We start from the raw sequence: 16,457 nt of genomic DNA on the forward strand, positions 1-16,457 counted from the left end.
GGCAACGCGGCGCTCGATATGAGCGCCGCGTTGTGGTTTTACCCCTTACCAGCTAATCCTCATCCCCAGATTGCCCATCAAGCCTTCCAGATTGTCATCGTCCACGTTGCCGCTGTAATCGGCGCTGACATACAGACTTACTTCCTTTGACACTTTTGCCACCAGACCTACCCCCAAATCAGCTGTGGTGGACTTGTGCTTGGTCTTGATTCTGTCCACGTGATCAAAGGTCACCGTGTCCGAACCGCCAAAGGTGTGCCACAGATTGCCACGCACATAGGGTTCCAGTGGCATGCCGCTGACGCTATACCGACCTTTCAAACGCGCACCGACACGGCCAGTGGTGTAGGACTGGGAATCAAATGACACGTGGGAAATCCCGTCATTCTGGCTGTCCAGATCAATGTGCTGGTTGATCACTTGTGCCTGGGGTTCGACGATCCAGTTTGCGGAGACAGGAATCGGATACCCGGTTTCAAGGGACAGACTCAGCGCTCGTCCTTCGGTGTCGATCCGTACGCCTCGGTCCGAGCGGCTGTAACCATCCAGGCGCGTGCCCATCGCCACTGCATCGACGTACCAGCCTTTCGGATCGACCAGTGTCCAATACACGCCGACGCTGTCGCCCTCGATTTTTACCTTACCAGTGCGGTTGTCTTTGAAACCACCGGCAAAGCCGTCTACGTGGCCTTCCAGTCGACTGTGACCGACGAAGAAACCGGTGCGCTGTGAACCGCCGCTGGCGGTCTCCGAAGCGTACAGGTCATGGCCGACCTGATAGCCCTTGAGCGATGCGTCCAGGCTCGGATCGACAGTGCCGGACCAACTGCGCTTGAAGTCATTGCCGAACGCTCGCGCCCATCCCGCGGGCACAAAGCCAGACTCGCTCAGCAGGCTTTGCTCACCCTGACGATCATGAAAGGTGCCCAGTGACATCTGGGTCAGCATGGCGACCGCTGGCGGCACCACGGCGTAGTTGGGCACTTCCATGCGATACAGCGTAATCGGTGCCGCGCCCCGGACTGGCGCCGGCAGCGGAGGGGTGCCGATGGCCGCGACCGGGGCAGTCGCCGCTGGCTGCACGGATGGCGTGGTTGGGGTTGTTGGAGTTGTGGGCGTAGTCGGTACCGTAGGTTCCGTCGGCGTTGTTGGTGTTGTGGGTGTTGTGGGTTCGGTTGGCGTAACAGGTGTTTCTGGCGTGGTGGGCGGTACCGCGAGGGCCAGGGGTTGCGAGAGTACGGTCGAGCGCAGGAACCAGCTGTTTTCCGATCCCGCTGTCGCGCCGCCTTTGAATAAATAGTATTGATAGGCCCCGACTGACAACGAGTTGCTCAGCGTAAACGCACTGTTGTCGCTGGTTGCTCCCTCGCTGGCCTGTACCACCTGAATGCCGTTTTGTTGAGTTACCGCGCCCAGGCCGCCCAGGTTGGTGACGTTGATCTGCGTAGTCCCGCTGATCGCGCCCTGAGCCACGACCAGCTTGTCGCTGGCTGAAGAGTCGTCGCCCAATACCGATTGCAGCAACAACTTGCCACTGTTGCCGATGTAGTTGCCGCGCACGGTGAGGGTGTCGGTTGCCTGGCTGCTGCCGGTGGTCATGTCCAGGGTTCCAGCGTTATTCATCGTTGCCAGCTGGCCAGCGGTAAAGGGGCGCAAGGTGCCGGCTGTAGATGTGACGGTGCTGGTACCGTCGATATTGAACACGCCAGTGCCGCTGGTGGCGTCGCCGAGGACCATTTCTCCGGCCAGGTCCATGCGCGAGCCATTATTGAGGTTGACTGTTTCCCAGTTGGCATAGCGACCTGGAGCTGCGGTTGTCGAAGCGTCGAAGGTCAACGTATCGGTACCGACGCCGCCGTCCAGCAAAGGGTTCGGGCCGAGCAAGGCTTCAGCGAGGTTGGTCAGCGTCGCGCTGTCGTTACCGTCAGCCATCAGCACGGCCGCGCGGATCAGGCCACCATCGTGCCAGGCGAGAATGTCGTTGCCGAAGCTGGCACGTATGCCACCGCGTATTTCGCCGCCGCTGACGGTGATGCGGTCGTCGCCACCGCTGACGCTGACTACGCCGCCGATGATGCCTCCGGAGACAATGATCGTGTCCTTGCCGAAGCCGCTCACCAGGTTATTGATGATAGTGCCGCCCGACATGTCGAATACGTTGTCGTCCAGTTTCATGTCAACCCGGCCAATCGTGCCGCCTGTCATGCGCGCAATGTCGCCGTCTTCGAATGCATTGCTGATGGTGCCGCCGGTCATGAGAAACGTATCGTGCCCGTCGCCTTGGGTCAGGGAACGCATGGTGCCGCCGCTCATGAAAAAGTCATCCGGATCGAAGCTTTGGTTGACGTCCCCAGTGATGGTGCCGGCAGTGATTCTGAACTCGTCGACCCCTGCGCCCTGATTGAAATCGCCGACTATGCTGCCGGAATTCATGTCAATGCGGTCATGACCTGCACCGAAGGTGACGTTGCCGATGATCGCGCCACTGCCGCCAGCAGGGAAAACCAGTGTGTTGTTGCCGGCGGGGTTGGTCAGCGGGCCGCTGCTGCCGCTGTCGCAGATTTGAATATCACTGCCGATCGTCGAGTTCAGATCACAGGCCGCACGCGCCGGATTGCACCACATGCCAAAGATTGCGACGGGCAGGACGGCCAAACGCCATGGGCAAGATTTGCCACGGGGGTGCTTCATGATGTCTCTCCCTGAGTAGCGTAGTCAGGGAGGCGGTCACGTCGTGCCTACGGGCCACGCTAAAACGCACTGCATGTCAGACCAGCGACATTGCGTTTTTCCATATTGATTAGATAGTTGCACCTTCAGTACAGAGGTCATCCATCCGCCCGTCAAGTAAATGACCGACGGATGGTTGGCGCAGGGCCACGGATTTTGCAGGGCTTCAGAGGTGAACTTCTACCGCGAGCGGCAGATGATCCGACAGATGTGTCCAGGGCCGGTTGCCGAGGATTTTCGGTGAGTGGCTGCTGGCATTGCGCAGATAGACGCGATCCAGACGCAGCAGCGGGAAGCGCGCGGGATAGGTCTTGGCCAGTAAACCGTGATGGCGCTCGAAGGCTTCATGCAGATAATCACAACGCGCCAATGTGGCATTGCCGCGCAGCTGCCAGTCGTTGAAATCCCCGGCGATAATTACCGGCGCGTGGCTGGGCAGGGAATCCAGCAGTTTGCACAGCAGGTCCAACTGCAGTTGCCGATGACTTTCCAGCAGGCTCAAATGTACGCAGATCGCATGCACCTCATCGTGCCCCGGCACCTGCAATACGCAGTGCAGCAGACCACGGCGTTCGGGGCCGGTGATGGAAATGTCGAGATTGCGATGGCTCAGAATCGGGTACTTGGAGAGCAGGGCGTTACCGTGATGGCCGTCGGGATAAACCGCGTTGCGGCCGTAGGCAAAATCGCTCCACATGCTGTCAGCCAGAAACTCGTAGTGGGAAGTAACGGGCCAGTCATGATGGCGTGACGCGTGACCGTCGTGGCTACCCAACACTTCTTGCAGGAACACCAGATCTGCGCCGGTACTGCGCACGGCTTCGCGCAGTTCCGGGAGAATGAAGCGTCGATTGAACGCGGTGAATCCCTTGTGGGTGTTGACGGTCAGGACACGCAGCTTGTGGACGTCCGGGCTGTTGCTCATGTCCGCTGCATTACTATTCATACCAGCAGGATCGGGGGGCACGCGAACGCTCCTAAGTACGGCAAATGTCTAAATGGGACTGATGCGTACGCTGGCAGTTCATCTTTTTGCCCCGACGTTTCTTCAAATCCTCGGGCGGCGTGACAGCATCACAGTAAGCATTAAACCGCCAATCGACAGCAGCGATGCGAAGAAAAAGATCGAGGCGTAACCCATTCCCAAAGCGATAGCGCCCATCACCGGTCCAGCGATTGCCAGGGCGAGATCGAAGAACACCGCGTAGGCGCTCAAGCCGGCACTGCGACTGGAAATCGGCACTTGCTTGATTGCTTCGACGCCCAACGCCGGATAGACCAGGGACAACCCAAGCCCCGTCAAGCCAGCGCCTGCCAGAGCAAAGCCCGTATTGGGCGAAATCCACAGCAGGACCAGCCCCAGGGTTTCCACGCCCATGCAGACAATGGCCGAGGTGAAGCCGCCAAGACGGTTGATTGCGCCGATGAATAGCAAGCGGGCAAGAATGAAACAAATTCCGAAGACGCTCAGGCAATAAGCGGCGCCTTCCCACCCGCGGCTGACGTAGAACAGAGTGATGAACGTGGTCATCGTGCCATAGCCGATTGACGCCAGCGTCAGGCTGACGCCATAAGGTGCGATGCGCCCAAATACCGACCAGAACGGCAAGCGTTCACCCTTGATCACGGGGATCGAAGGTTTTTTGCGGATGATCACCAGGGCCACTATCGCCATCGCCGTCAAGGCAAGGCCGATACTGAAGAAACCGACATCGTGCGTCATCACATAACCCAGCGGCGCGCCGATGGCGATAGCCCCGTAGGACGCGATACCGTTCCAGGAAATCGCCCGGGCGGTATGGTCCGGCCCGACCTTGCCGATACACCAGCTGATGCTGCCAACGCCGATCAGGCCTTGGGAGACGCCGATGAACAGCCGCGCAATGATCAGGACCGTCAGGCTGACCACCGGCGCGCTTTCCAGCAACGTCGCAACCGAGGTCAGCACGCCGCTGATGGCAATCCCGGACATGCCGTAGACAATCGCAAGTTTGGTGCCGATGGTGTCGCAGACCCTGCCGGCCAGTGGACGGCTGAGCAGGGTGGCCAGATATTGTGAACCAATCGTCAGACCTGCGATGACTGCGCTGAATCCCAGCTGGTCGTGCACGTAACTGGGCATCACAGCAATCGGCAAACCGATGCACAGGAACGCGATAAAGGTGTAGAGCACGATAGTGACGATCTGCAAGGTGATCGTCATGGAACTGACTTCAACTGGAGGCGGTGGCGTGAAGGCGGAGGACATGGACTCGTTCGCTGGCAAGCGTTAGGGAGTGGCACATCATGGCTGGAGATTCCGGGAAAAGAAAGCATGCTAACGATGTAGTTTATTTATTTGTAAACAAATATTGCCGCTGGCTTCGAGCAGTCATAGGATGACTGACCACAAACATAAAAATAAAGGATCCCTCGTGAGTAAACCTCTTCTTCTGGCTGCTGCCGTGGCATGCGGTCTTAGTTTTCACGCCCACGGCGCGACGTTCGCCTACATCTCCAGCCCCGGCGATGGCTTCATTTCCCAATACGGTCTCGACGAAAAAACCGGTGCGCTCAACCTGATTGAGCAAACTCCGGCTGGAAGTCAGGTCAATCCCATGGCGCTCACGCCGGATGGCAAAGTGCTATTTGCTGCCCTGCGGGTCAAACCGTATCAAGTCGTGGGTTTCAGTATCGATCCCAAGACCGGGCATCTGAGCCAGATTTCCAAAGGTCCGCTGGCCGAAAGCCTGGCTTACCTGTCGACGGATCGGTCCGGGAAGTTCCTGTTAGGCGCCTCTTATGGCGGGGATCTGCTCAGCGTGCAGGCCATCGACAAGGATCATCAGCCCAGCGACAGCATTCAAACCATCAAGACAGGCCCCCATGCGCACTCGGTACGTACCGACCCGAGCAACCGCTTTGCCTACGCGGGCAACCTGGGTTCCGACCACGTCTTGCAGTTTCGCCTTGATGACAAAGCCGGCACGCTGACCCCGATTGGTGACGGCTATGTCAGCGTTCCGACCAAGACCGGCCCAAGGCATCTGGCGTTCTCGGCAGACGGCAAATTTGTGTACTTTGTCGGTGAAATGAGCGGAACAGTGACGGCCTTTTCCATCGACGCGCAGAGTGGGGCGTTGACTCAGGTTTCATCCGTCAATGGTATTCCGCCGCGCCTGAATCTGGTCCACGGGGAAGTGCGCGACGCCAGCAATAACGATTTGAAAGACGACCCGACCCCACGCATCTGGGCAGCGGACCTGCGCATGTCTCCTGATGGCAAGCTGCTGCTGATGACCGAACGCACCACCAGCTCGGTGTCGGCATTTGCAGTGGATGCCAACAGTGGCGCGCTGACCTTTCTCGATAACTATCCGGTCGAGGAGAAGCAACCGCGCAATATAGCCTTCTCGCCAAATGGCAAATGGCTGCTGGTGACGGGCGAAAAAGCCGCCATGGTCGGTGCCTACGCCGTTGGCAGCGATGGCGCATTGAAGCGGGTCAGCGAAGCGCCGTCCGGCAAAGGCGCGCTGTGGATCGAAGTCCTGCAACAACCCGCTGAATAAACTCCGCGCCTGAACGCAAAAGCCCCGTCACACAGGACGGGGCTTTTGTTTGTCAGCGCTCTGATCAATCAAATCAGAACACGACGCCTTGGCTGCGCAGGTAATCGTCGTAGGTGCCGCTGAAGTCGACCACGCCGCTTGGGCTCAGCTCGATGATGCGGGTGGCCAGCGAGGAAACAAACTCACGGTCATGGCTGACGAAAATAAGCGTACCAGGGTAGTTTTCCAACGCCAGGTTCAGCGCTTCGATGGATTCCATGTCCAAGTGGTTGGTCGGTTCATCCATGATCAGCACGTTCGGCTTTTGCAGAATCAGCTTGCCGAACAGCATACGACCTTGCTCGCCACCGGAAATCACTTTGACCGATTTCAGGATGTCGTCGTTGGAGAACAGCATGCGGCCCAAGGTACCGCGAACGACTTGCTCGCCGCCTTGAGTCCAGCGACCCATCCAGTCGAACAGGTTGGATTCATCTTCGAAGTCGGAAGCGTGATCCTGAGCGTAGTAGCCCAGCTCAGCCGCATCCGTCCATTTGACCGTACCGGCATCCGGCGACAGCTCGTTGACCAGCGTGCGCAGCAAGGTGGTTTTACCGATACCGTTCGGGCCGATGATCGCAACGCGCTCGCCGGCTTCAACGGTAAAGCTGAAGTCCTTGAACAGCTCTTTGCCGTCAAAGCCTTTAGCCATGCGCTCGACGATGACCGCCTGACGGTGCAGCTTTTTGGTCTGCTCGAAACGAATGAACGGGCTGACACGGCTCGAAGGTTTGACCTCGGCCAGGTGGATCTTGTCGATCTGCTTGGCGCGGGAGCTGGCCTGCTTGGATTTCGAGGCGTTGGCCGAGAAGCGGCTGACGAACGATTGCAGTTCGTTGATCTGCGCTTTCTTCTTGGCGTTGTCCGACAGCAGTTGCTCGCGGGACTGAGTCGCCACGGTCATGTACTCGTCGTAGTTGCCCGGGAACAGACGCAGCTCGCCGTAATCCAGGTCGGCCATGTGCGTGCAGACGCTGTTCAGGAAGTGTCTATCGTGGGAGATGATGATCATCAGGCTGTTGCGCTGAGTGAGGATGTTTTCCAGCCAGCGAATCGTGTTGATGTCCAAGTGGTTGGTCGGTTCGTCGAGCAACAGCACTTCAGGATCGGAAAACAGCGCCTGAGCCAGCAACACCCGCAGTTTCCAGCCCGGCGACACTTCGCTCATCGGCCCGCTGTGCTGCTCGATGCCAATACCCAGGCCCAACAGCAGTTCACCGGCGCGGGATTCGGCGGTATAACCGTCCATTTCCGCGAACTCGGTTTCCAGTTCGGCAACGGCCATGCCGTCGTCTTCGGTCATTTCCGGCAACGAATAGATGCGATCGCGCTCGGCCTTGACCTTCCATAGCTCTTCGTGACCCATGATCACGGTGTCGAGAACGGAAAACTCTTCGTAAGCGAACTGGTCCTGGCGCAATTTACCCAGACGTACGTTCGGCTCCAGCATCACCTGCCCACCCGAAGGCTCCAGATCATCGCCGAGGATCTTCATGAAGGTGGATTTACCGCAGCCGTTGGCGCCGATCAGGCCATAACGGTTACCGGCAGCAAACTTGACCGAGACGTTCTCGAACAAGGGTTTCGCGCCGAACTGCATCGTGATGTTTGCTGTGGAGATCAATTACCTTACCTTCAATGACTTGGAGTTGGCTGAATGCAGCCGATACCGATTTGATACCCGTTTCCGTCTTTGCCCAGGGCGTTTGACCCGAGTCTGAGGCCTTTCTTTGGGCCATATCTATTCAGCAATCTGCGACTTGAGTGTCGGACTGCTGCAAATGAATGCGGGATTCATGCCGAATTTGGCGCGCATTGTCGCACAGACTGGGTGTCAGTTGTATGGTGGTCTGTAAGTTGCTAAGTAACCGCAGATAAAGAGCACTACGTGTTTATCACCCGAATCAGACGGAGGAGTCATGAACGCGTTGATTTGAATCTCGAATTCAAACTCCGGCCAGCAGGCTTTCATAAGGAATACGCAACCCGTCATGCAGACGTTTGATCATCCCAAGGCTCAGCTTACGCTTGCGGTTCAGCACCTCGGATACCCGGCCGCTGGAGCCCAGGTAGGGTTCGAGATCACTAGGTGTCAGGCCCTGCTGATCCATGCGGAATTTGATGGCCTCGATAGGATCGGACGCCGGCAGGGGAAAGTGCTCGGCCTCAAATTTCTCGACCAGCACCGCCAGCACCTCCAGCTCATCGCCTTCAGGACTATTCAAGGGCGCACCCCATAGCTCCTCTACCCGAGTCAGTGAGGCGGCAAGGTCGGCTTCGGTACGAATAGGTTTGATGTTCATTACACGGTCTCCGCGTCGATTTGATCGTACTGGGCGTGTGTTCCGACAAAGCGAATGAATGCAATCTGCCGCTCATAGTCAATGGCGAGGATCACCCGATACTTGTTCCCGGCGATGTTGAAAACGATTCGCCCGCCTTTCAGGATGCTGGCAGAACGCAGTTCAGCTTTGACCTCCTGAGGTGTGCGATAGCTCGCCTTTTCCATGTGCCTGTACCACTCAATCAGTGGTGTCATGGCATATGAGTAAGCCGGACTGGTCTCCCAGAAGGCCCGCAAAGTCCCTCGCGCTATCACTCTCAAAAACGATCCTCCCAATATGGGAGGGAGCTTATCTTGTCCCTCACGTCGCTGCAAGCGAACTGTGTGCGTGGCTCTATCGAGAATTCATGAACCGCCATCAGGAGAAACGCAATGCCCACCCACCCACTCCCGGGCCAGCTCAGGCGTCAGCACAAGTGGGCGGCGGTCATGGATTGCCAACATGCCTTGGTCACATGTGCCAGCGGGCTTCCCTTCGCCGACATGCCTTCCTCAACCGGCCAGGTATCGGGTTAATTCCTCACCCAGGACTTCAAATGTGTTGGCGATACGCCCGACTTTGCGCAGGTCGTTGTGCATGGCTATCCACACGTCGACTTCAAAGCCGAAGCTGCCAGGCAAAACCTGGATCAGGCCATAGGTCGCGGCCACAGTGGCCGGGCATAAACCGAATCCGAGGCCAGCCTTGAGTGCAGCGAGTTGAGCAAGATGGTTATCGGTGGCGACCGTGAATGTCTGGTCTGCCTCGCACAGGCCCACCTCGACCAGGCGGTGCAGGTCGGCGGAGTTCCGATCAGGGCCAATCAAGGGAGTGCGTCGTAATGCATCGAGACTCTCAGGCTTGCCGTAGCGATGAAGGCACTCAGCACTTGCGTACAGGCCGACTCGCAAGACGCCGGTGCGGCGCGCGACTACTGTGGCTTCGCTCGGACGCAGCAGGCGCACAGCGATATCTGATTCCTGGTGTGCGATGTCTTCCAGCGAGTCATTGATACTGATTTCAAGCCTCAATTCCGGGTGCTTGTAATGAAACTCGCGCATCAGTCCCGGCAATACCTCAACGCCCAAAAAGGCGCTACTGGTGAGCCTCACAGTGCCGCAGGATACATTCGTTTCACCACTGGCCATGCGGTTGAACGCCTCGGCTGCCATCGCCATGGACTCGACATGGTGAACAAGCCCACGTGCCGATGCAGTAGGCACGAGCCCTGCGGGGGTACGGGTAAACAGCTTCACGCCCAGCCCAGCTTCGAGGCTTTCCAGACGTCGGCGAGCCGTTGCCTGCGCGATCCCCAGCAACCGGGAAGCGCCCGACAGGCTGCCGCTGCGCAGTACCGCCAGGAACACCCTTTGGCTTTCCCATTCAAGGCCGCTCATCTATTTCGTACCAACGGTTACTCCGTTTATTGTCTTCTGGCGGGGGCGAGGAACAGGGATGATGCACCTCCCATTTGTAGCGCAGCAGTATAAGGAGCAACACCATGGGTTTCACCGGTCAATGCCGATGCGGACAAGTCCACCTTCAATTGCAGGTTGAAACGCTCCCGCCGTTGTATGCATGCCACTGCCTGAACTGCCAGCGGTGGAGCGGTAGCGCCCTCGCATTACACATGCTCTGCTCCGCACAGGCGATTGAAGTGTCGGGAAACATGCGCACCTACACGTATACAACAGAGGGGCATACGTCGACCCATTACGCCTGCGACACGTGTTTCACACGGCTATTCAACGAAACCGACGAAGCCCCTGGTATGCGCGTCTTGCGGGCTAGCGTGCTCAATGGCGCGGAGCGATTGACGCCCCTGGCCCACATTTGGGTCAAGCGTAAACAACCATGGATCTCGCTGCCAGCGGGTGTCGCGCAGTGGCCGGAAAGCCCGTCACCCGAAGAATTTGCAAATGCCATCAGCGAGCAGAAACCATAAGCGGCGATATAAGCCTGGGGATAGGGTGCAAGAGTTCGCAATGGTGGTTATTGCACGGGGGACGGCAGTTAGAAATACTGAAGGCAGGTGTATTTAGACCGCCTCCGTTCGAAGGATTGGCTGACGACGTGGCCTGATTTGCAGATTTGCTTGGGCAACTGGGGCTTAGGTGACCCTCTATCTTTCGCCTCAAGGGCAGTCATCTGGCCTGTGGCAGAGGGCTCTTGCGCGAACGGGTCAACTCACAACACAAACTGATGCAAGGAAGCCATCATTGTGACAACCAGCACTGCGCAGCCAATCCCCAGCGTCCATTGCGCGATGACTGTTTCGCCAAACCAATCCCACCGGGCCGGGTATTTGCCCAGCGTAACCACGCGCATAAAAAGCCAGCCCACGGGGTAACACACCGCACGCAGCAGAATTTCACCTATTGCCTCGATCATTGCTTGCACATCCTTGTTGTTCGTTCTCCACGTTCGCTTCAATGGCAAGGAACTCAATCCAGTCGTCGCGGCCTCATGAATACCTGCCATTAAACGAGGATCCGCTGATGAGCGAGCAAAAGAAAGAAGCACCAAAGGAATCTCCTAAAGTAGCACCCAAGCAGAACACTCCGGCGCACTCGACACCTGAAGAAAAAGAACGGCTCAAAGACTTCAACAAAGACGGAATTCCGCCTGGCGTTTACTGATTCGTGGCGGCGGAGGGTGGAACGCTGATCTTGGGTGGATGTCTAGTGCATATCGCTTCCACCCTTGGGAAGCCAGTCTGGAGTAGCGCCATTGAATATTTTTGAAGCCTTGCGTGAAAGTCATGATCGCCAGCGTGGTTATGCCGAGAATCTGGTCCGTACCAGTGGCGACAGCCAAGAGCGTGTGGACGCGTACAAGCAACTCAAGGCTGAACTGCAGGCGCATGAAACGGCTGAAGAACGCTTCTTTTATATACCGCTGATGGCCCACGACAATGGCGTGGATCTGAGTCGCCATGCGATTTCCGAGCATCACGCGATGGATGAGCTGATGGAAGAGCTGGACGAAACCGAGATGTCCAGCCCGAGCTGGCTGGCCACGGCCAAGAAGCTTTCCGAGAAAGTGCATCACCACTTGAAAGAAGAAGAGCAGAAGTTCTTCCAGATGGCTGGCAAGCTTCTGGATGACAAACAGAAGGAATCATTGGCCGGGCAGTATGTAAAAGAATACGAAGAGCAGCTGGCTGAAGCCTGATAGCGTGTTCAAGGCTCGCCGGACAAGCGATGCAGCGACGACGAAAGTGTAGAATCGGCTTTTTTCGCCTTCAAGGAATACCATGAAGCTGTTGATTGGGGCTGTTGCGGCGGTGCTGCTGGCTGGCTGTACCTCACCGTCAAATCAGGCCCGCGCTGTCGGGCCTTATAAGGTTTACACCACGCAGAAGGCCGCCAACGTGGTTGCACAGTGTGTGGAATATGCCTGGCAGGACGCAGCCATGGTGGGTCCGGACCCGGAAGCGTTCATGCGCTCCAGTGCTGACGGCTTCACCGTCTACACAACCGGTGCCGAATACTTTGTCGATGTGAAGCCGCAGAGCGGCAAGACCGTTCTTAACTTCTACGCTGCGCCAGACACCATGCCGGCTGATCGACGCGGTGCGGCCTTGGCGACTTGCCTGTAGTACGCACCAGCCAATGCACCAAAAAAATGGCCCGGGATAATCCCGGGCCATTTTTCGCTGCAAGGCTGTCAGTTGTCGTCAGAACCTGACGCACCACCACCGGTGCCATTGGGGCCATTCTTGTTCGGGCCGCCGGTCTTGCCAACGCCGCTGCCGGTATCACCGCCATCAACGGATTTACCTGCGCCGGTCCCCGTGCCGCGGCCATAGGCATCGGCATCTTTGCTGCCGGTTGGTGCGCTTGGGTGGGTGCCGGGCGGCATGGCTGAACCGCTTTGGGTAGCACCGCCGGTTTCAGGTTTGGCTGGCCCGGTATTCGACTCGCCTGACGCCGCGAATGCGGACATGCAAGAGATGGAAAGCAGGCCGGTCAAAACAAGGCTAGTCATCTTTGACTTCATCATGGGTACGTCTCCTGGTTATGAGCGTTACCTGATATTGGTCAATCTTACCCGCCCCATTGTGCCCTGAGCTGCGACGAACGGTCATCCGCGTTGCATCGCTTCAGGGCTCGATCCCGTGCAGTTCGCAGTATTGCGACCATTCCATGCCGGCCATTTCGGCAACTTCCTTGTGAACCTCGCGACGCTGACTCTCGAATTCTTCAGGCGACTCGGCTGTGAGTTGCAAGGTCAATTCCCAGGCGAAGAAACCCAGGCGCTGGGCCTCTTCCTCGAAGGCTTCGTGCAGGCGCTCTTCACGATATTGCTGCGCGGTGACGCCTGCTGCCTGAGCGGCAAGAGGATTGAGGTGTTCGAGTTCATCCTGAAGTTGCGGATGAGCAGCGAGGAATCGGGTCAGGGCAATCTGGTGTGGATGTTCGGTTTGAGTCATGCAGGCTCCAAAAGAGGCAAATCGCGGAAACCGGGAGCAAGCGTCGTTCAGCCAAGGCGGATCAGTGTCGTGTGCTGTTGTAGCGCGTCGTGCACTGCATTGAGGCCTTGCTACCCGGGTGTTGCCAACAGTAGCAAATCAATTGCGCATGGTAACTGCATCCAGCAGCTGCTTCACGAAGCTATCTCCATGATCCCGATGGAATTTCTCTACCCATGTTTTTTCATCGCCAGCCGTGGCACACTTCCTGCTGTCAATTCCGTTGTTACATACTGAGTTCCGCTATAGCGGAACAAGCTCATTCTTCAGTGGAGTTCTTGTCATGGGTAGCGGACTTTTCTCTTTAAAAACGTGTGCATGTGTCGTTGCGACGATGGCCGTGCTGGTTGGCGCGGCGCAAGCAGCGGATGCCAGCAAACTGGACAGCGTGTTGCAGCGCGGCAAGCTGGTAGTGGGCACAGGCAGCACCAATGCGCCTTGGCACTTTCAGGGCGCGGACGGCAAGTTGCAGGGCTTTGATATCGACATCGGCCGCATCATTGCCAAAGGGTTGTTCAATGACCCAAGCAAAGTCGAATTCGTTGTGCAGTCCTCGGACGCGCGAATTCCCAACCTGCTGACCGACAAGGTTGATATCAGCTGCCAGTTCATCACTGTTACCGCCAGTCGCGCCCAGCAAGTGGCATTCACGCTGCCGTATTACCGCGAAGGCGTGGCGCTCCTGCTGCCGACCAACAGCAAGTACAAGGAAATCGACGACCTGAAATCGGCCGGGACCGGCGTCATCGTCGCCGTCCTGCAAAACGTGTATGCCGAAGAACTGGTGCACCAGGCATTGCCGCAAGCCAAGGTCGATCAATACGACAGCGTTGATTTGATGTACCAGGCGATCAATTCCGGGCGTGCCGATGCAGCTGCCACCGATCAGTCCTCGGTGAAATACCTGATGGTGCAAAACCCTGGCCGTTATCGCTCGCCGGCTTTTGCCTGGAGTCCGCAAACCTACGCCTGTGCGGTCAAGCGCGGCGATCAGGATTGGCTGAACTTCGTCAATACCGCCCTGCATGAAGCCATGACCGGTGTTGAGTTCCCGACGTATGCGGCGTCGTTCAAGCAGTGGTTTGGGGTGGATCTGCCAACGCCGTCGATTGGCTTTCCGATGGAATACAAGTAATCAGAACCTGACTGACGGGGCAGGGATGACAAGGCAGTCGTCCCGTTCCAGGTATTGCTGACCATGAATTATCAATTGAATTTTGCAGCGGTCTGGCGTGATTTTCCCAGCCTGCTGGCGGGCCTGGGATTGGGGCTGGAACTGGCCCTGATTTCCATCGCCATCGGTTGCGTGATCGGCCTGATGACGGCGTTCGCGTTGCTGTCCCGGTATCGCGCGCTGCGCGTTGTCGCTTCGGTGTATATAACGGTGATCCGCAACACGCCGATTCTGGTGCTGATCCTGCTGATCTACTTCGCGCTGCCAGGCCTGGGCATCCGCCTGGACAAACTGGCGTCGTTCATCGTGACCCTGTCGCTGTATGCCGGGGCTTACCTGACCGAAGTGTTCCGCGCAGGGTTGTTGAGCATTCACAAAGGCCAGCGTGAAGCTGGCCTGGCAATCGGTCTTGGTGAATGGCAGGTCAAGGCTTACATCGTTGTGCCGGTCATGCTGCGCAATGTGTTGCCAGCCTTGTCCAATAACTTCATTTCGCTGTTCAAGGACACGTCGCTGGCGGCTGCCATCGCGGTGCCGGAACTGACGTATTACGCGCGCAAGATCAATGTCGAGAGTTATCGGGTCATTGAAACCTGGCTGGTCACCACCGGACTGTATGTGGTGGCCTGTTATGTAATTGCCATGCTCTTGCGCTACCTCGAACAACGCTTGGCCATTCGCCGCTAGGAGGCCTGACTCATGTACGAACAACCTTCCTGGCTGCATGAATTGTGGATTGCCCGGGAAACCTTGTGGGCCGGGTTCCTGACCAGCGTGCAGTGCTCGGCGCTGGCCATCGTCTGCGGCACCGTCATCGGGGTGTTTGCCGGGCTGATCCTGACCTACGGCAATATCTGGGCGCGGCTGCCGTTTCGCATCTATGTCGATCTGATTCGCGGCACGCCGGTGTTCGTGCTGGTGCTGGCGGTGTTTTACATGGCACCCGCACTGGGCTGGCCCATTACCGCGTTCCAGGCCGGGGCTCTGGGCCTGACACTGTTCTGCGGTTCCCACGTCGCGGAAATCGTGCGCGGCGCATTGCAGGCCATTGCGCGAGGTCAACTGGAAGCCGGCAAAGCCATCGGGCTGACATTTCCCCAGTCCTTGATGTACGTGCTGTTGCCTCAGGCATTGCGGCAGATTTTGCCGACTTGGGTGAACTCGTCCACCGAGATCGTCAAGGCCTCGACGCTGCTGTCGGTGATCGGCGTAGCCGAACTGCTGCTCAGTACTCAACAGGTGATCGCCCGGACTTTCATGACCCTGGAGTTTTATCTGTTCGCTGGTTTTCTCTTCTTCGTCATCAACTACGCCATCGAGCTTCTTGGACGGCAAATCGAAAAACGGGTGGCCTTGCCATGACACAGACTCAAACAGCGATCAACGAGCCAGCGTTGCTGAGCATCGAAGGGCTGCATAAATCCTACGGCGCCGTAGAAGTGCTCAAAGGCGTGGATCTGCGCATGCAAAAGGGCAACGTGGTGACGCTGATCGGCTCCAGTGGCTCCGGCAAGACCACGCTGCTGCGTTGCGTCAATCTGCTCGAAGAGTTTCAGGGCGGACATATTCGCCTTGAAGGCCAGGACATCGGTTATAGCGACATCAACGGCAAGCGCGTGCGGCACCCGGAAAAAGTCATTGCCAGCCATCGGGCAATGACCGGCATGGCGTTCCAGCAGTTCAACCTGTTCCCGCACCTGAGCGCGTTGCAGAACGTGACGCTGGGCTTGCTCAAGGTCAAGAAGCTACCCAAGGATCAGGCCGTGGCGCTGGCCGAAAAATGGCTGGATCGCGTCGGTCTGCTGGAGCGGCGCAATCACTTCCCGGGGCAGCTTTCCGGCGGTCAGCAGCAGCGCGTGGCGATTGCCCGCGCCATCGCGATGAATCCCAGCCTGATGTTGTTCGATGAAGTGACGTCGGCACTCGATCCGGAACTGGTCGGCGAAGTGCTCAGCGTCATCAAGGGCCTGGCGGAAGATGGCATGACCATGCTGCTGGTGACCCATGAAATGCGCTTTGCTTACGAAGTATCGGATCAGATCGTGTTCATGAACCAGGGACGCATCGAGGAGCAAGGTCCGCCCAAGCAATTGTTCGAGCAGCCAAAGTCGGCGCGCCTGGGCGAATTCCTGAAGAACATCCGCTTTTAAGTAATAACCACGTCAAGA

19 protein-coding genes are annotated in these 16,457 nt (G+C 57.6%); 9 read left to right on the plus strand and 10 right to left on the minus strand.

Going from position 1 to position 16,457, the window contains the following annotated elements; genetic code table 11:
* Positions 1-45 precede the first annotated feature (45 nt).
* The 3 genes from AFK24_RS28935 to AFK24_RS28945 form a co-directional block, all read right to left on the minus strand.
* Positions 46-2,691 (minus strand): autotransporter outer membrane beta-barrel domain-containing protein, encoded by a 2,646-nt coding sequence (locus AFK24_RS28935; protein ID WP_065836510.1) that lies wholly within the window; start codon positions 2,689-2,691, stop codon positions 46-48.
* Between the two features lie 205 nt (positions 2,692-2,896).
* Positions 2,897-3,676 carry an endonuclease/exonuclease/phosphatase family protein gene (locus AFK24_RS28940; RefSeq protein WP_065836511.1) on the minus strand — a complete coding sequence of 260 codons (780 nt, stop codon included), beginning with the start codon at positions 3,674-3,676 and terminating at the stop codon, positions 2,897-2,899.
* A gap of 102 nt (positions 3,677-3,778) precedes the next feature.
* Positions 3,779-4,978 (minus strand): MFS transporter, encoded by a 1,200-nt coding sequence (locus AFK24_RS28945; RefSeq protein ID WP_065836512.1) that lies wholly within the window; start codon positions 4,976-4,978, stop codon positions 3,779-3,781.
* Positions 4,979-5,108: 130 nt separating this feature from the next.
* Between AFK24_RS28945 and AFK24_RS28950 the strand changes: the two genes are divergently transcribed.
* On the plus strand, positions 5,109-6,278 hold the full coding sequence (locus tag AFK24_RS28950) for a lactonase family protein (RefSeq protein ID WP_139110593.1): 1,170 nt from the start codon (positions 5,109-5,111) through the stop codon (positions 6,276-6,278).
* 73 nt (positions 6,279-6,351) lie between these two features.
* Here the strand turns inward: AFK24_RS28950 and AFK24_RS28955 are convergent, their stop codons facing one another.
* The 4 genes from AFK24_RS28955 to AFK24_RS28970 all read right to left on the minus strand — a co-directional run bounded on the left by AFK24_RS28955 (position 6,352) and on the right by AFK24_RS28970 (position 10,038).
* The gene (locus tag AFK24_RS28955) at positions 6,352-7,941 is read right to left on the minus strand and encodes an ABC-F family ATPase (protein ID WP_080482363.1); all 1,590 of its coding nucleotides are present in this window, start codon (positions 7,939-7,941) and stop codon (positions 6,352-6,354) included.
* A 322-nt stretch (positions 7,942-8,263) separates the two neighbouring features.
* A complete protein-coding gene (locus AFK24_RS28960; RefSeq protein WP_065836515.1) occupies positions 8,264-8,620 on the minus strand; it encodes a helix-turn-helix domain-containing protein in 357 nt (118 codons plus the stop codon).
* Positions 8,620-8,922: a type II toxin-antitoxin system HigB family toxin gene (locus tag AFK24_RS28965; protein ID WP_065836516.1), complete on the minus strand. Its 303-nt coding sequence runs from the start codon at positions 8,920-8,922 to the stop codon at positions 8,620-8,622. Before AFK24_RS28965 ends, AFK24_RS28960 begins: the two co-directional genes overlap by 1 nt.
* A 231-nt stretch (positions 8,923-9,153) precedes the next feature.
* Positions 9,154-10,038 (minus strand): LysR family transcriptional regulator, encoded by an 885-nt coding sequence (locus tag AFK24_RS28970; RefSeq protein WP_065836517.1) that lies wholly within the window; start codon positions 10,036-10,038, stop codon positions 9,154-9,156.
* Between the two features lie 104 nt (positions 10,039-10,142).
* Here AFK24_RS28970 and AFK24_RS28975 point away from each other — a divergent pair, with 104 nt between their 5' ends.
* Positions 10,143-10,586 (plus strand): GFA family protein, encoded by a 444-nt coding sequence (locus AFK24_RS28975; RefSeq protein WP_065836518.1) that lies wholly within the window; start codon positions 10,143-10,145, stop codon positions 10,584-10,586.
* A 242-nt stretch (positions 10,587-10,828) separates the two neighbouring features.
* Here AFK24_RS28975 and AFK24_RS28980 read toward each other — a convergent pair whose 3' ends face one another.
* Entirely contained in the window at positions 10,829-11,122 is a 294-nt protein-coding gene (locus tag AFK24_RS28980; RefSeq protein ID WP_240500476.1) for a hypothetical protein, read from the minus strand.
* Positions 11,123-11,139: 17 nt separating this feature from the next.
* Between AFK24_RS28980 and AFK24_RS31305 the strand changes: the two genes are divergently transcribed.
* The 3 genes from AFK24_RS31305 to AFK24_RS28990 all read left to right on the plus strand — a co-directional run bounded on the left by AFK24_RS31305 (position 11,140) and on the right by AFK24_RS28990 (position 12,242).
* Entirely contained in the window at positions 11,140-11,280 is a 141-nt protein-coding gene (locus tag AFK24_RS31305) for a hypothetical protein (RefSeq protein ID WP_080482364.1), read from the plus strand.
* Positions 11,281-11,371: 91 nt separating this feature from the next.
* Positions 11,372-11,815 carry a hemerythrin domain-containing protein gene (locus AFK24_RS28985; RefSeq protein ID WP_065836520.1) on the plus strand — a complete coding sequence of 148 codons (444 nt, stop codon included), beginning with the start codon at positions 11,372-11,374 and terminating at the stop codon, positions 11,813-11,815.
* Between the two features lie 82 nt (positions 11,816-11,897).
* The gene (locus tag AFK24_RS28990) at positions 11,898-12,242 is read left to right on the plus strand and encodes a hypothetical protein (RefSeq protein ID WP_065836521.1); all 345 of its coding nucleotides are present in this window, start codon (positions 11,898-11,900) and stop codon (positions 12,240-12,242) included.
* Between the two features lie 68 nt (positions 12,243-12,310).
* Here the strand turns inward: AFK24_RS28990 and AFK24_RS28995 are convergent, their stop codons facing one another.
* Together AFK24_RS28995 and AFK24_RS29000 are read right to left on the minus strand one after the other, a co-directional pair.
* Complete coding sequence (locus AFK24_RS28995; RefSeq protein ID WP_139110594.1) at positions 12,311-12,631, minus strand: hypothetical protein; 321 nt, start codon at positions 12,629-12,631, stop codon at positions 12,311-12,313.
* Positions 12,632-12,746: 115 nt separating this feature from the next.
* On the minus strand, positions 12,747-13,076 hold the full coding sequence (locus AFK24_RS29000) for a DUF6388 family protein (RefSeq protein ID WP_065836523.1): 330 nt from the start codon (positions 13,074-13,076) through the stop codon (positions 12,747-12,749).
* A gap of 322 nt (positions 13,077-13,398) precedes the next feature.
* On the opposite strand from AFK24_RS29000, the gene AFK24_RS29005 reads away from it, so the two are divergent.
* From AFK24_RS29005 to AFK24_RS29020, 4 genes are all read left to right on the plus strand, one after another.
* Positions 13,399-14,250 carry a transporter substrate-binding domain-containing protein gene (locus AFK24_RS29005; RefSeq protein ID WP_065836524.1) on the plus strand — a complete coding sequence of 284 codons (852 nt, stop codon included), beginning with the start codon at positions 13,399-13,401 and terminating at the stop codon, positions 14,248-14,250.
* A gap of 63 nt (positions 14,251-14,313) precedes the next feature.
* Positions 14,314-14,976, plus strand: coding sequence for an amino acid ABC transporter permease (locus tag AFK24_RS29010; RefSeq protein ID WP_065836525.1), 663 nt, complete (start codon positions 14,314-14,316; stop codon positions 14,974-14,976).
* 12 nt (positions 14,977-14,988) lie between these two features.
* The gene (locus AFK24_RS29015) at positions 14,989-15,651 is read left to right on the plus strand and encodes an amino acid ABC transporter permease (protein ID WP_065836526.1); all 663 of its coding nucleotides are present in this window, start codon (positions 14,989-14,991) and stop codon (positions 15,649-15,651) included.
* A complete protein-coding gene (locus AFK24_RS29020) occupies positions 15,648-16,439 on the plus strand; it encodes an amino acid ABC transporter ATP-binding protein (protein WP_065836527.1) in 792 nt (263 codons plus the stop codon). The genes AFK24_RS29015 and AFK24_RS29020 overlap by 4 nt, the downstream gene beginning before the upstream one ends.
* Positions 16,440-16,457: the final 18 nt, after the last annotated feature.

This window comes from Pseudomonas syringae (genome assembly GCF_001698815.1).
Classification (GTDB): Bacteria; Pseudomonadota; Gammaproteobacteria; order Pseudomonadales; family Pseudomonadaceae; genus Aquipseudomonas; species Aquipseudomonas syringae_A.

Bases quoted from the DNA above. Each gene is read 5' to 3' on its own strand.
- AFK24_RS28995 (WP_139110594.1), bottom strand. From the start codon at position 12,631: ATGACTAGCCTTGTTTTGACCGGCCTGCTTTCCATCTCTTGCATGTCC.
- AFK24_RS31305 (WP_080482364.1), top strand. From the start codon at position 11,140: ATGAGCGAGCAAAAGAAAGAAGCACCAAAGGAATCTCCTAAAGTAGCA.
- AFK24_RS28970 (WP_065836517.1), bottom strand. From the start codon at position 10,038: ATGAGCGGCCTTGAATGGGAAAGCCAAAGGGTGTTCCTGGCGGTACTG.
- AFK24_RS29010 (WP_065836525.1), top strand. From the start codon at position 14,314: ATGAATTATCAATTGAATTTTGCAGCGGTCTGGCGTGATTTTCCCAGC.
- AFK24_RS28990 (WP_065836521.1), top strand. From the start codon at position 11,898: ATGAAGCTGTTGATTGGGGCTGTTGCGGCGGTGCTGCTGGCTGGCTGT.
- AFK24_RS28975 (WP_065836518.1), top strand. From the start codon at position 10,143: ATGGGTTTCACCGGTCAATGCCGATGCGGACAAGTCCACCTTCAATTG.
- AFK24_RS29015 (WP_065836526.1), top strand. From the start codon at position 14,989: ATGTACGAACAACCTTCCTGGCTGCATGAATTGTGGATTGCCCGGGAA.
- AFK24_RS29000 (WP_065836523.1), bottom strand. From the start codon at position 13,076: ATGACTCAAACCGAACATCCACACCAGATTGCCCTGACCCGATTCCTC.
- AFK24_RS29005 (WP_065836524.1), top strand. From the start codon at position 13,399: ATGGGTAGCGGACTTTTCTCTTTAAAAACGTGTGCATGTGTCGTTGCG.
- AFK24_RS28945 (WP_065836512.1), bottom strand. From the start codon at position 4,978: ATGTCCTCCGCCTTCACGCCACCGCCTCCAGTTGAAGTCAGTTCCATG.
- AFK24_RS29020 (WP_065836527.1), top strand. From the start codon at position 15,648: ATGACACAGACTCAAACAGCGATCAACGAGCCAGCGTTGCTGAGCATC.
- AFK24_RS28960 (WP_065836515.1), bottom strand. From the start codon at position 8,620: ATGAACATCAAACCTATTCGTACCGAAGCCGACCTTGCCGCCTCACTG.
- AFK24_RS28940 (WP_065836511.1), bottom strand. From the start codon at position 3,676: ATGAATAGTAATGCAGCGGACATGAGCAACAGCCCGGACGTCCACAAG.
- AFK24_RS28935 (WP_065836510.1), bottom strand. From the start codon at position 2,691: ATGAAGCACCCCCGTGGCAAATCTTGCCCATGGCGTTTGGCCGTCCTG.
- AFK24_RS28980 (WP_240500476.1), bottom strand. From the start codon at position 11,122: ATGGCAGGTATTCATGAGGCCGCGACGACTGGATTGAGTTCCTTGCCA.
- AFK24_RS28950 (WP_139110593.1), top strand. From the start codon at position 5,109: ATGACTGACCACAAACATAAAAATAAAGGATCCCTCGTGAGTAAACCT.